Below are 16288 nucleotides of genomic sequence, written 5' to 3'. Positions count from 1 at the left end.
GGCGCCGGCAGCGCGCGGGTGTCGAGCTTCCCGTTGACCGTCAACGGAAACGCGTCGAGAACGACGACGGCGGCCGGCACCATGTAACTCGGCAGCTGCTCGGCCAAGGTCGCACGGACATCGTTGGGATCCACCGCCCCGGCCGCCGATTCGGTCACATAGCCCACCAGACGCTTGTCGCCGGGACGATCCTCACGGGCGATCACCGCCGCCTGATCTACTCCGCCACATCCGGCCAGCACGGCTTGGACTTCGCCAAGCTCGATGCGATACCCGCGAATCTTGACCTGCTCATCGACGCGGCCCACATATCGCAACTGTCCATCCGGGCCCCACGACACCAGATCCCCGGTGCGATACATCCGTACTCCCGCACTCCCGTACGGGCATGCCACGAACCGCGATGCGGTCAACGCAGCCCGGCCGAGGTACCCGCACGCCAGACCCTCGCCGGCCACGTACAACTCGCCGACGACCCCGACCGGCACCTCTCGCAACCAGCCATCGAGCACGAACAACGCCGCCCCCGGTACCGGCGCACCGATCGGCGGGGCCCCCGACCCCGCCTTCAGCGGCGCGCTGAGCATCACGACCATCGTCGTCTCGGTCGGCCCAAAGGCGTTGATCATCACCCGCCCCGGCGCCCACCGATCCACCAACTCCGGAGGACACGCCTCACCGGCGACCACCAACGCCGTGGACTCCAACCCTTCAACTGCGAGCATCCCCGCCGCGGATGGTGTCTGGGTCAGCACATTGACCTGCTCGGCGACGAGCACCGAGTGCAGGTCCTCCGCCGAACGGGTCACCGTGTCGGGCACCACCACCACCTTGCCGCCGTTCAGCAGCGGACCCCACGTCTCCCACACCGAGGTGTCGAACCCATAGGAATGACACTGCGTCCACACCCCGGTCACCGGCAGGTAGCGGCCCAACTGCTGTAGCAGCTGGGTGACGTTGTGGTGAGTGGTGACCACACCCTTCGGGACACCGGTGGTGCCCGAGGTGTAGATCAGGTACGCGACATCGTCCGGCACCGGCCCAACCGCTGTAACTGCGGTGCTGGGCTGGCTATCGACGGCGGGGTCGTCGATGTGGATCACCACAAGCTGATGGCCGGCCAACCTGGGAGTCAGCTCGGCGGTAGTGAGCGCGGCGACCGGGGCGGCGTCGTCGAGCACGAACTCGATCCGCGCGTCCGGGTGCGCCGGGTCGATCGGCACATAAGCCGCTCCACATTTGAGCATCCCCAGCATCGCCACGGCCGCGTCGGCTGAGCGTTCCACCAACAACGCCACCCGCTGTCCTTGCCTAACCCCGCGACTGGCCAAGAGGTGCGCCCAGCGATTCGATGCCTCATCGAGTTCGCGGTACGTCCACGAGCGGCCCTGACAGGTCAATGCCACCGCCTCCGGCGTACGGCCGACCTGAGCAGCGAACAAGTCAGGAATTGACACCGCCGGCGGTCCTGGGGCCGTCAGCACCGAGCGATTCCCCCAGCTTTCCAACCGGGCGTGCTCGTCACGATCGAGCACATCGATCGACGACAACCGCCGGGACGGGTCAGCCGTCATTGCCACCAATATCCGTTGAAACCGCTCGACGAACGCTTCGATGCTGGCCGCATCGAACACATCGGTGCGGAACTCGACGTGTCCGCTGATTCCGCCGGGCTCACCGGCCTCGGTCCACTGCTCACCCAGAGAGAACGTCAGGTCCATGCGGGCGGTGTGGGTGTCAGCAGCCATCGGGGTCAGCTGCGCATCGCCGAGGCGCAGATCACCGGCGACATTGTTCTGCCAAGCCAACGACACCTGCACCAACGGGTGATGATTGAGCGCGCGGACCGGGTTGAGGCGCTCCACCAACACCTCGAACGGCACATCCTGATGCTCGAACGCGGCCAGGCTACGCGCACGCACCTGCTCCAACACCTCAGCGACCGTCGCGTCGCCGACCAGGTCGACGCGCAACACCAACGTGTTGACGAAAAAGCCCACCAACTCATCGAGCGCCCGATCACGCCGCCCAGCGATCGGGAAACCCACCGCCACATCAGAACTCGCGCTCAACTTGGCCAACAACACCGCCAAAGCCGCCTGCATCACCATGAAACTGGTCGCGCCGTGCTCACCAGCCAACCGCGAAACACCCTGCTGCACCTGCGCCGGCCACTGCACCGCCACCTTGTCGCCGCGATAATCGGCCACCGGCGGATACGGCCGATCCGTGGGCAACTGCACCCTCTCAGGCATACCGGCCAACGCCTCTTGCCAGTACGCCAACTGCGTCCCAATCGGGCTATCCGGATCGGTCAACTCACCGAGTTGGGCGCGCTGCCACAGGGAGTAATCGACATACTGCACCGGCAGCGGCGCCCAGTCCGGGGCTTGACCCGCGCACCGGGCGGCATACGCCGCACTCAAATCGCCCACCAACGGAGCGATCGACCAGCCGTCAGCGGCGATATGATGCACCACCGCCACCAACACATGCTCATCCTCGGCGAGCCGGAAAAGCGTTGCCCGCAACGGAATCTCAGCGGCCAAATCAAACGGCCGACGCGCCACCGCCTCGACGGCCTGCTCCAGCTGGCTTGCCGGCCATCCGGTGGCATCAACGACCTGCCAGCCGACTTCGGCCCGCTCCACCGGCACCACCGACTGCTGGGGAACCCCGTCCGGGGCGGGGAACAGCGTGCGCAAACTCTCGTGGCGGTCCACCACATCAATCAGGGCGGCGCCCAACGCTTCTGCACTCAAGCGCCCATCCAACCGCAACGCGACTGCCAAGTTGTAGACCGCAGAGGGCCCCTGCAACTGGTCCAGGAACCACAACCGGTTCTGGGCAAACGACAACGGCACCACCGCCGGGCGCTCCACGGGCACCAGCGGCGCCAGCCCCTCGCCACCGCCGATTCGCGGTGCCAACCCCGCCACCGTGGGCGCCTCAAACAAAGCACGCACCGAGAGACCCGCGTTCAAAGATTTGTTGACAGCGGCGATCACCCGCATCGCCGACAACGAGTCCCCGCCCAACTCGAAGAACGAGTCATCCACACCGACGCGCTCCAACCCCAGCACCTGAGCGTAGACGGCGGCCAGGATCTCCTCGTTCGGCGTGGACGGGGCGCGATACCGACCGAGATCGGTGTAATCGGGTGCGGGCAGGGCGCGTCGGTCGAGTTTGCCGTTGACCGTCAATGGCAGCGCATCAAGCACCACCACCGCGGCCGGCACCATGTAGTCCGGCAGACGCTCGGCCAGCGCCGAGCGGACTTGTGCCGGGTCGGCAGTACCGGTGACGTATCCAACTAGCCGTTGGTCGCCAGGGCGGTCCTCGCGAGTGATGACCGCCGCCTGATCGACCCCATCGCAGTCGGCCAGGGCAGCCTGAATGTCGCCGAGCTCGATGCGATAGCCGCGAATCTTGACCTGCTCATCGGCGCGGCCCGTATACCGCAGTTGCCCATCGGGAGCCCACGACACCAGATCTCCGGTGCGATACATCCGCTCCCCTGGGCCGGAGAACGGACACGCGACGAATCGCGACCCCGTCAAGGAGCCCCTGCCCAGGTAGCCGCACGCCAGACCGCGCCCGGCTACGTACAACTCGCCAACCACCCCCACGGGAACCGGGCGCAACCACGCATCGAGAACAAAGAAAGCAGCGCCGGGCACCGGAGTGCCAATGGGCACCGTCCCCGAACCCGCGCATAACGGTGCGCTGAACGACGTGTACCACGTTTCGGTGGGCCCGTAGCCGTTGATCATCAACCGGCCGGGCGCCCAGCGATCCACCACCTCGGGCGGGCACGCCTCACCGGCCACCACCAGTGCCACCGACTCAAGACCGTCGGGCGACAGCGCCGCCGCCGCCGACGGGGTCTGATTCAGGACACTGACCTGTTCAGCAATCAACAGGGCATGGAGCTCATCCGGGGAGCCTGCAACGGACTCCGGCACGATCACCAAGCGTCCACCGTGCAGCAGGGCACCGAAGATCTCCCACACGGACACGTCGAACGCCAACGAATGCCATTGCGACCACACCTGATCCGTCAGCTTCAGGTCGATGTCCAGCGACTCGAACATCTGAGTCACGGTGCGGTGAGTCACTGCGACGCCCTTGGGAACCCCGGTGGTTCCAGAGGTGTAGATGATGTAGGCGAAGTCGTCCGCGGTCGGTGCCGGCAGACCGGTGTTTGGGTAAGTGTTGATGCGAGGGTCGCCGACCTCGACGACTGGCACGTCATCCACGTCCAGTCGTGGGCGCAGGTCAGTCGTGGTGACCACCGTGACCGGCGCTGCGTCGGCAAGGATGACCGCGATGCGCGTATCAGGATGGGCCGGGTCGATCGGTACGTAGGCCGCCCCACTCTTGAGCACCGCCAACACCGCAACAACCGCATCAACTGACCGGTTCACCAGCAGCGCCACCCGCTCACCGGGTCCAGCACCGTGAGCGACCAACATATGCGCCAACCGGTTGGCGGCCTCATCGAGGTCCAGATACGTCCACGAGCGACCCTTGAAGGTCAACGCCAACGCCTCTGGATGACGCGCCACCTGCGCGCCGAACAACACCGGGATCGACACTGCCGGCGGTGACGGTGCACTCAGGACCGCCCGATGACCGAGCGCGTCCAGATGAGCGTGTTCGGCCGAATCGAGAACATCGAGCGATGACAATCGGCGAGCCGGATCGTCGGTCATCGCCAGCAGGACCCGCTCAAATCGCTCAATTAAGGCCTCGATGCTGGCGGCTTCGAACACATCGGTCCGGAACTCAACCGCCCCATTGATCCCGGCCGGCTGACCGTCCTCGCTCCAGTGCTCCGCCAGCGAGAACGTCAAATCCATACGCGCAGTGTGAGTCTCGGCCGGCAGCGGAGTGACCGTCACATCCCCCAAAGCCAGATCCGTGCCACGGCCGCGATGAGGCCCAGCGAAGTTCTGCCAGGCCAACAACACCTGGACCAACGGCTCATGAGCCCGGGACCGGTTCGGATTGAGCCGATCGACCAAAACCTCGAACGGCACGTCCTGATGCTCAAATCCAGCCAGGCCACGCTGCCGGACCTGCCCAAGCAGTTCGCCCACCGTGGGGTCCCCCGCCAGATCAACCCGCAACACCAGCGTGTTGACGAAGAAACCCACCAGGCTCTCGAGTGCCGGATCCCGTCGTCCAGCGATCGGGAACCCGACGGCCACATCAGAACTCGCGCTGAGCTTGCCCAACAACACCGCCAACGCCGCCTGCACCACCATGAAACTGGTGGCGTTGTGTTCACGAGCAACCGCGCTGACCCGTTGCTGTACCTCAGCCGGCCAGTGCACAGTAACGCTGGCCCCGCGGTAATCCGCCACCGGCGGGTAAGGCCTGTCCGTAGGAAGATCAACCCGCTCAGGAATCCCTGCTAAAGCCTCTTCCCAGTAGGCCAGCTGCGCGGCGATCGGGCTGTCAGGATCCTCGAGATCGCCGAACTGCGCCCGCTGCCAAAGTGTGTAGTCGACATACTGCACCGGCAGATCTGCCCAGGCGGGCGCCCGACCCTCGCACCGGGAGCTGTACGCCACCCCGAGATCAGTTACCAACGGCGTGATCGACCAACCGTCAGCGGCGATATGGTGTAGGACGCCCACCATGACATATTCGTCGTCGGCGAGACGGAAAAGCGTTGCCCGCAAGGGGATTTCAGCCTTCAGGTCAAACGGTTGACGCACCACAGAGTCGACGGCGTCGCCCAACCGGCTGTCAAGCCACCCAGCCGCGTCGATAAGCTGCCAACCCACCTGCGCCTGTTCGGGCGGCACGACCAGCTGGCGAGGTATCCCGTCAACGGTCGGAAACAACGTACGAAGCGACTCATGCCGGCCCACCACGTCGTTCAGCGCCAGCCGCAGCGATTGGACATCCAAGGACCCGGATAGCCGCAACGCGACCACCATGTTGTAAACCGCTGAGGGGCCCTGCAATTGGTCGATGAACCACAACCGGTTCTGCGCGAATGACAACGGAATCACCGCCGGTCGCTGGGCGGCGGACACCGGCTCCAGCCCGGCGGAACCGCCGGCAACACGGGACGCCAACAGCGAAACGGTGGGCGCCTCGAACAAATCACGCACCGCGAGACCAGCATCCAGAGATTTATTGACCGCAGCAATCACCCGCATCGCTGACAACGAATCGCCGCCGAGGTCGAAGAACGAGTCATCGACTCCGACTCTCGGCAAACCGAGCACGTTGGCAAAAGCGATGACCAAGATCTCTTCGGTCGGGCTCGAGGGGGCGCGGTAGCGATCTGCCTCGGAATACTCGGGTGCCGGCAGGGCCCGCTTGTCGAGCTTGCCATTGGGTGTCAACGGCAGCGCATCAAGCACCACGACCGCCGCCGGAACCATGTAGGCAGGCAGCCGCTCGCCGAGGGCGGCGCGAACCTGGGCTGAATCTGCGGTCCCGGTGATGTATCCGACGAGGCGCTTGTCTCCTGGATGGTCTTCACGGGCGATGACCACCGCCTGTTCCACACCATCACAGCCGACGAGCGCGGCTTGGACCTCACCGAGCTCGATCCGGTACCCCCGGATCTTGACCTGCTCGTCGGCGCGCCCGACGTATTGCAGCTGCCCATCAACCCCCCACCGCGCGAGGTCCCCGGTCCGATACATCCGCGTACCTAGTCCGCCAAACGGGCACGCCACGAAGCGCGTTCCACTCAACGACGCCCGGCCCACATACCCGTACGCCAGCCCGGCGCCCGCTACGTACAGCTCGCCGACCACACCCGGCGGCACGGGATTCAACCAACCGTCGAGCACGAAGAAGCCCAGGTGCGCCAGTGGCTCCCCGATCGGGCTGATCACACCATCGACGTCGGTGTCGACGATTTCCCTGAAGGAGGCATGCACCGTCGTTTCGGTGATGCCGTACATGTTGATCAGCCGAGGTGATCGGGGGTGATCATCAAGCCAGGCCCGAAGCCTCTGAGGCTCCAGCGCTTCTCCACCGAACACGACTGTTTGAAGTTGCAGTTGATCACCCGCAGGGGGCGTTGATGCATCAGCGGCTTGTAGCGCATAGAAAGCCGAAGGTGTCTGACTCAACACACTGACTCGCTCAGCGATCAGCAGTGCACGGAGGTCTTCTGGTGAGCGGACCACCGCGTCGGGCACCACCACTAGTCGCCCGCCACGCACTAGTGCACCGAAGATCTCCCAAACCGAGAAGTCGAATGCCAACGAATGGGTCTGCGACCACACCTGGTCAGCGAGATCGATTCCAGCGTCGAGGGACTCGAGCAAGCGGGACACGTTGCGATGCGCGACGGCGACGCCCTTGGGCACCCCCGTCGTACCCGAGGTGTAAATAAGGTAGGCGACGTCCTCGGGCGTTGGAGCCGGCAAGCCATCGCCGGGGTATGTGTCGATCACTGGATCGTCGAGATTGATGACCGGCACGTCGAATCCGCAGGAGAGATCACCAAGATCGGTATTGGTGATCACGGCCATCGGCGCCGCGTCCTCCATCATGAACCTGATCCGCGCCTCCGGCATGCCCGGATCGATGGCCAAATACGCTGCCCCGGATTTCAGAACCGCCAAGATTGCGACGATCGCCTCGGCCGACCGCGACAACAACAAAGCGACACATTTCCCGGGTTCCGCCCCTCGGCCGACCAACAAGTGCGCCAACCGGTTCGCTGCCTCGTCGAGTTCCCGGTAAGTCATGGCTCGGTTCCCGTAGCTGATCGCCAACGCTTCGGGACTACGTGCAACTTGCGCGTCGAACAGAACCGGTATCGACACTGACGCCGTTTCCGGCGCAGTCAACACCGGCCTGTTGCCGACCTCGTCTAACCACGCTTGCTCGGCGCGGCCGAGCACATCGACCGACGACAGAGCACGGCTGGGGTCGGTGGTCATCGCGACCAACACACGCTCGAACCGCTCAATCAGCGCCTCGATGCTGGCCGCATCGAACACGTCGGTACGGAACTCCACCACGCCGGAGATCCCGGTCGGCTCACCGGCTCTACTCCACTGTTCGGCCAGCGAGAAGGTCAGGTCGACGCGAGCTGCCTGAGTGTCCGTCTCCAGCGGCGTGACATCCAAATCTCCTAGTCGTAACTCGGTTTCCGCACTGTCGTTCTGCCATGCCAGCATGACTTGTACCAGCGGGTGGTGAGTCAGCGACCGGGTCGGCTTGAGCCGATCCACCAGCACCTCGAACGGCACATCCTGGTGCTCGAACGCCACGAGGCTCCTCGTTCGCACCTGGTCGAGCAACTCCGCCACGCTCGGATCACCGGCCAGGTCCACTCGCAGCACCAAGGTGTTCACGAAGAAGCCGATCAAGCCGTCAAGGGCCGGGTCTCGGCGGCCGGCGATCGGGAACCCCACGGCCACATCGGAACTCGCGCTCAGCTTGGACAGGAGCACCGCCAACGCCGCCTGCATCACCATGAAACTGGTCGCGCCGTGCTCGCGAGCCACCAAGGCAATCTGCTGCTGCAGCAGCGCCGGCCATTCGATCCTCACTCGAGCACCGCGGTAATCGGCCACCGGCGGGTAGGGGCGATCGGTGGGCAGTTGGAGCCGCTCGGGCATCCCCGCGAGAGCGTCAACCCAGTGAGCTACCTGCGCGGCGATGCGGCTCTCCGGGTCATCGATATCGCCCAATTGTGTTCGCTGCCACAGTGTGTAGTCGACATACTGCACTGCAAGCGGCGTCCATCCCGGGGCCCGGCCCGCACACCGATCGGCATACGCCACCGATAGATCACCAATCATCGGCGCGACCGACGAGCCATCGGCGGCGATGTGATGCACCACCGCCACCAGCACGTGCTCATCCTCGTCGACACGGAAAAGCTTTGTCCGCAAAGGAATATCGGTGGTCAAGTCAAACGGGGCACGCACTACCGCGGCGATGCTCTCGTCCAACTGCACCGGCGACCAGCCGACGGCATCCACGATCTGCCAATCGAAATCGGCTCGCTCAACCTGGACCACAGACTGCCGAGGTATCCCGTCAACCGCGGGAAAGACTGTGCGCAGCGATTCATGACGGCCTACGACATCTGTCAGCGCATCTCGAAGTGCTTCTGTATCAAGGCGTCCGGCCAGCCTGAGGCCCACCGCCAAGTTGTAGACCGGTGACGGACCCTGCAATTGATCGAGGAACCACAGCCGATTCTGGGCAAATGACAACGGCACCACCGCGGGCCGTCCGACCGGCGCCAACGGCTCGAACCCTGTTCCATCAACACCGATCCGTGGCGCCAGTTGAGCAATGGTGGGCGCCTCGAACAATGTGCGCACCGAGAGGTTGGCACCCAGGCTGGCGTTGACAGCACCGATCAAGCGCATCGCCGACAGCGAATCGCCGCCGAGATCGAAGAACGAGTCGTCGACGCCGGGGTGCTCCACACCGAGGACTTGGGCATAGATACCGGTCAGGATCTCTTCGGTGAGGGTGGCCGGGGCGCGGTACCGATTGGAGTCGCTGTATTCGGGTGCCGGCAATGCGCGCGTGTCCAATTTGCCGTTGACCGTCAGCGGCAGCGCCTCGAGCGCGACCACGGCGGTGGGGACCATATAGGCCGGCAACCGGTCGGTCAGTGCTGCACGGATGGCGACCGGGTCGGCGGTGCCGGTCACGTAGCCCACCAGGCGCTTGTCGCCCGGGCGGTCCTTGCGGGCGATCACCGCAGCCTGCTCGACGCCATCGAGCGCTGCCAGTGCCGCCTGCACCTCACCGAGTTCGATGCGGTAACCGCGGATCTTGACCTGCTCATCCGCGCGTCCCAGGTAGACCAGCTGCCCGTCCGCACGCCAATACACGAGATCCCCGGTCCGGTACATCCGTGTGCCCGGCGCTCCAAACGGGCACGCCACAAACCGCGATGCAGTCAAACCGAGGCGTCGCACATAACCGCAAGCCAAGCCGGCGCCGGCCACATACAACTCGCCGACCACACCCTGCGGCACGGGACGCAACCAGTTGTCCAGAACGAACAGGGCTGCCCCGGCCACCGGTGAGCCGATCGGCACCGCTTCCGTCCCAGGCGTCAACGGCGCACTGATCGCGACACACATCGTGGTCTCAGTCGGACCGTATGCGTTGATCATCAGCCGGCCCGGAGCCCACCGATCCACGACCTCGGGTGGACAGGCCTCGCCGACAGCCACCAACGCGACTGATTCCAGCGTTTGAGGAGAGAGCACGCTGACAGCAGACGGAGTCTCCGTGAGCACGTCGACTTTTTGGGTCGTCAGCACGTCCTGGAAGCTCTCCGGGGCCCGGGTCACCTCTTCGGGTAGCACCACCAGGCGGCCGCCGCGCAGAAGAGCACCGAATATCTCCCACACTGAGACGTCGAATGCGAGGGTGTGGCATTGCGCCCATACCCCAACGGGCGGAAGGCCTTTGTTCCCAGACGCCAGCAGTTGGGTGACGTTGCGATGGGTGACCGCCACACCCTTGGGATTGCCGGTGGTGCCGGACGTATATATCACATACGCGACATCGTCGGGCGCCGGCGGAGAGGGCGCAATGCTCGGCTGGTGGGCGACGGCCGGATCGTTGACGTCCACTACCGGCAAATCGTGGTCGTCTAGTCGACCGGCCAAGTCGGCGGTGGTGACGGCGGCCAGCGGTGTCGCATCTCGAACGATGAAATCGATGCGAGCCGACGGCAGTGTCGGATCGATCGGCAGATACGCCGCGCCGGTCTTGAGCACCGCGAGGATCGCCACAACCGCCTCCGCGGACCGGTTGAACAAAAGCGCGACGTACTGTCCCGGACCCGCCCCCCGGTCGGCAAGCAGGTGGGCCAGCCGGTTGGCCGCGATGTCGAGTTCTCGATAGCTCAACGATCGGTCACCGCACACCAACGCGACCGCGTTCGGCGTCTCCTGCGCACGTGCTGAGAAAACGTCGAGGATCGACGATCCTCGGCTCGCCGGTTTGGTCAGGACGGCCCGGTTACCGATCTCATCGAGGCGGGCGTGCTCACCGGAAGCGAGCAAGTCCACCGACGAGAGCGGCCGTTTCGGATCGGCAGTCATCGTCACCAAGAGCCGCTCGAGCCGATCGATGAGGACGTGAATATCCTCAGCGTTGAACACGTCGGTGTCGTACTCGACCCGAAGGCCCAGCTCGTCGCCCGGAATCGCCTGCACCGTCAGCGGATAGTGGTTGTATTCGCGGCTCGCGAATTCCGGGATGGCCAACTCGTGATCCGCTTCCAGCGCAGCGGTGTCGACCGGGTAGTTCTCGTAGACGAACAGAGTGTCGAACAACTGGTCGTGCCCAGTGAGCCGATGTATCTCATTGAGCGCGAGGTGCTGGTGTTCCAGGGTCCGGTTGTGGGCGTTCTGCAGCTGCTCGAGCAGGTCTGCGGTGCTGGTGGCCGGCGTGATGGTCGCCCGTACCGGGACCGTGTTGATCAACAGACCCACCATCGAGTCTGCGCCGACAACTTCGTCTGGGCGCCCTGATACCGCTGTCCCGAAGGCGACGTCGTGCTGACCGGTCAGCGAACTCAGCAATTGCGCGAATGCGCCTTGCAACACCGTGCTGACAGTGGTGTGGTGAGCGCGCGCCAAGTCGCCGACGGCCCGCGTGGTCGGGTCTGGCACCCGGAACGACGCGACGTCTCGCTTGCCGCCCCCCGACCGATCGGGCGGACCCACCATGGTCGGGTTCTCGAAGCCGGCCAGTACCTCACCCCAGGCCACCCGGGCGGCTTCGCGGTCGCGACTGATCAGCCAATGGATGAAGTTGCGGTACGGGGCTGCCGCCGGCAACGGCTGCCCGTAGTAGCTGGCGAAGATTTCCTGCAGGAGGATCGGCAGCGACCACCCATCCACCACGATGTGGTGAAAGGTGAGCACAAACCGGTGACCGTTCGCGGCGGTCCGGATCAGTGCCCCCCGGAAGGCCGACTGGTGGGCAAGATCGCAGACCGCGGCGCGTTCGGCGGCGAACACGGTGTCGAGCTGCTCGTCGATGTCCGCATCGCCCGGAACGAGATCGAGATAATTCCAAGGCACGTTCGGATCGACCGGAATGATCTGTACCGGCTCTTCGAACTGGGTGCAGAACGTGGCAGCGAGGTTCGGATGCCGGTTGGCCACCGCCAGCACTGCCTCGTGCAGGCGGTTGGCATCAAGCGGCCCATCCACGGAGATGTCCAGCTGCACCGCATAGACATCATCGGTGAGCTGCGCGCTGTCGGTGTGGAACAAGAGCCCGTGCTGCAGGGGACTCAATGGCAGAACATCGGCGATCGCGTACTGCTGGTGTAGTTCGTCCAGCTGCTGCTGAGTCAGACGAGCCGGCGCGATATCGGAGGGCGTCAATCCGCCGCCGCCCTCGCTGACGTGCTTGCAGATACCGGTGAGGGCCGCGAACCACAATCGGCTCAGTCGGCCGACTTGCGCGTCGTCGAGTGCCGAGGGCGCCCATCTCCAGTTCGCATGCAGTTGTGGACCTGTTTCAGCGTCGACTGTGGCGGCGTTCAACTCCAAGGTGTGCATCAACGGCATCGGGATAGCGGCGGCCGCGGCGATCGACGACAACCCTTCTTGGTTCATGCGCCACATCGCGCCGGATGCCTCGGCGGCCGAGCCGCCCAGCCGACCTAGGTAGTTGAAACCGATGGTGGGGTCCGGCTCCGCCAGCTCGACGTCGGCGTTCAGATATCGCAGCAGGCCGTAGGTCAACCCGTCCGGCAGGGCCCGCAACTGCTCCTTGGCCTTTTTGATCGCTGTTCCGAGCGCAGCATCACCGGCGATCACTTGCGACCAGTCCAGCGATCCAACGGTCAATGCGACCGGGTACTTGGTGGTGAACCACCCGACCGTGCGAGACAGGTCCACATCGGCAGCCAGTTCCTCGTGGCGCCCGTGGCCCTCCACATCAATAGCGATCGGTCCACCGTCGGTCGTTAGGAACTCAGCTAGCGCCAGCGCAAAAGCGACCAACAGGATGTCGTTCACGCCGGAATGGAAAGCCGACGGAACCTCACCCAGGAGCATCCGGGTGGTCGACACGTCTAGAGCGACCGATGAGTGGCCGGCGGTGGCGAACGTATCGACGGTTGGCTGCACCGCAGGCAGCAACGCGGGGACCGCACCGACTTGCCGCCATGTCTGCGCGTGCTGCACCACGGTGCCGTCCTGCGCATGCTCGGCGAGCAGCGACGCCCAGCGGGCGAACGACGTCCCACCTGGCGGCAACTCCGCCGGTTGGTGGTTCCGGTGCTGCGTCCAGGCTGTATTGAGGTCTTCCAAAAGAATGCGCCAGGACACGCCGTCGACGGCAAGGTGGTGGATGATCACGGCCAGCTGACCGGTGGGCGCCACCCACAACGCGCTCAGCATGTCGCCGAGGGCCGGGTTGAGTCGAGAACGCGCTCTGATCAGCGCCTCGTCGGAGAGCACGTCGGCGGTGTACACGCATGCGGCCGCATCGACGGTCCCGGCGTCGGGCACCGTCAGTGACCAGCCGCCGGCGCCATCATCGTCGACGCGCAGTCGCAACGTGGCGTGCCGATCCAGCAGCGTCTGGATCAGGGTCACCACATCGGTCTCAGTCACCCCTGAGGGCGCCTGCAGCAACACCGTTTGATTGAACTGGTCAACCGGGCCGTCGACAGTTTCGAGCCACCGAATGATCGGCGTCGGCTGCACCGTGCCCAAGCCCTCATCGAGGACTGCAGTGTCACCGGCGGTCGTTCCGGCCGCGCGGGCCAGTCGTGCCACGGTCTGTTCGACGAAAATGTCACGCGGCCGGCACTTCAACCCGGCAGCACGCGCGCGAGCGGCGACCTGCATCGAGAGGATGCTGTCTCCGCCCAATTCGAAGAAAGATTCATCGATTCCGACCCGGTCGAGACCGAGGACCTCGGCGTAGATGTCGGCCAACACCTCTTCTACCGCGTCGGTGGGCGCACGGTAGGTATCAGCACCTTGATATCCCGGTGGGGGCAGGGCCCGTTTATCGAGCTTCCCGTTGACTGTGAGGGGAAGCGCGTCGAGCGCCACCACAGCCGTCGGCACCATGTAGGCCGGCAGCCGCTTGGCCAGGGCTTCGCGCACTGCGTTCGGATCGGCGGTTCCGGTCATGTAGCCGACCAACCGCTTGTCGCCGGGGCGGTCTTCACGGACGATCACCGCAGCCTGCTCCACGCCGTCGAGCCCGGCCAATGCGGCTTGTATCTCACCGAGTTCGATGCGATATCCGCGGATCTTGACCTGCTCGTCGACCCGGCCGAAATACTGCAGTTGCCCGTCAGGACCCCAGCGCACCAAATCTCCGGTGCGATACATCCGTTGTCCCGGCGACCCGAATGGACAGGCGACGAACCGCGAGGCGGTCAGCCCGACGCGGCGCACATACCCGCAGGCCACTCCGTGGCCGGCCACGTACAGCTCACCGACCACACCGGGAGGAACCGGACGAAGCCAGCCGTCGAGGACGAACAATGCCGCCCCCGGAACGGGGCCGCCGATCGGCACAACAGCCGATCCAGCGGTCAGCGGCGCACTGATCGTCGCGTACACAGTGGTTTCGGTCGGGCCGTAGCCGTTGATCATGACTCGCCCAGGTGCCCACTGATCCACGACTCCGACCGGACAAGCCTCACCGGCGGCCATCAATGCCACCGACTCCAGACCCCGGGGTGACAGCGCCGCCACCGCCGACGGGGTTTGGCTCAGTACGCTGACACGCTCCGTGATCAGCAAGGCATGAAGGTCTTCGGGTGACCGGGCGACGTCCTCGGGCACCACGACCAGTCGGCCCCCGTGCAGCAGCGCGCCCCAGATCTCCCACACCGAGAAGTCGAAGACCAACGACGACGTCTGCGTCCACACCTGCGCCGGCGACAAGTCGATCCCGACATCCATCCCATCGAACAGGCGGGTGACGTTGGAATGGGTCACGGCCACACCCTTCGGGACACCCGTGGTGCCCGAGGTGTAGATGATGTGGGCTAGGTCATCGGCAGCGGGCGCCGGCAATGCCGTGCTGGGGTGTTCGTGTATGCGAGGGTCGTCGACATCGACGACAGGCAGCCCATGCGCGGTCAGCAGGTCGGCCAAACCGCCGGTGGTGACACCGACGATCGGTGCCGCGTCCTGGACCATGAATCCGATACGGGCCGCCGGAAGTTTCGGATCGATCGGCAGGTAGGCCGCCCCGGCCTTGAGCACAGCCAGGATGGCCACGATCGCCTCAGCCGACCGGTTGAACAGCAGCGCCACGCTCTGTCCCGGACCCGCACCGTTAGCAGACAACAGGTGCGACAGCCGGTTCGCCGCCTCATCCAACTCGCGGTACGACAGTGATTGGCCTTGGTAAGTCAGGGCGTGCGCCTCGGGTGTGCGCGCCACTTGATCGGCGAACAGCGCTGGGATTGACCGCTGGGTTGCGGGCCGGCTCAGTACGGCTCGGCGACCGAAATCGTCCAAACGGATCTGCTCTTGGGCATCGAGCAGATCGATCGTCGACAGCCGCTGGTCCGGCTCGGCGGTCATCGCCCCCAACACCCGCTCGAACCGCCCGATCAGGGCCTCGATGCTTTCATCGTCGAATACGTCGGTGGCGAATTCGGCCCGAAGGCTCAGTTCGTCGCCGGGAACCGCCTGAAGAGTAAGCGAATAGTGGTTGTATTCACGCGCGTTGAACTCGGTGATGGTCAGCTCGTGGTCGCCCGCCAACGCAGCAGGGTCAAGCGGGTAATTCTCGTAGACGAAGAGCGTGTCGAAAAGTTTGTCGTGACCCGAGAGGCGGTGTATCTCGCTGAGCGCAAGATGCTGGTGATCCAGTGTGCGGCTGTAAGCGTCCTGCAGCTGGTCGAGCAAGTCCGCCGTGGTGGTTGCCGACGTGATGTCCGCCCGCACCGGGACCGTGTTGATCAGCAACCCAACCATCGACTCAGCGCCCAGCACTTCGGCGGGGCGGCCGGATACGGCGGTACCGAAGGCAACGTCACGCTGACCGGTCAGCGAACTCAACAGCAACGCCCAGGCGGCCTGGAGAACGACGTTGACAGTGGTGAACCGCGAGCGCGCCAAGTCGCTCACCGCCTGGGTGAGGTGCCGAGGCAATCGGCGAGCGGCAACACCTCGGCTTGCGACTTCCAGCCGGTCCGGCGGGCCCAACAAGGTTGGGCTCTCGAAGCCGGCCATCACCTCACGCCAGGCCGCCTGGGCGGCTTCGCGGTCCCGTTCAGCCAGCCAACTGACGAACCTGCGATAGGGCGTAGCCGGGGGCA

The 16288-nt window shown here is 65.1% G+C and carries 1 protein-coding gene; it reads right to left on the bottom strand.

Features of this window, described 5'->3' with window-relative positions; genetic code table 11:
• Positions 1–16288: non-ribosomal peptide synthase/polyketide synthase (locus A5698_RS08440; protein WP_156670658.1), on the bottom strand; the 16288-nt coding region annotated here is incomplete at both ends.

Origin of the sequence: Mycobacterium sp. E136, assembly GCF_001666865.1 — a bacterium.
Taxonomy (GTDB): domain Bacteria; phylum Actinomycetota; class Actinomycetes; order Mycobacteriales; family Mycobacteriaceae; genus Mycobacterium.
Note: the sequence above shows the minus strand (reverse complement) of the source record. Positions and strands in the feature narration are given on the sequence as shown.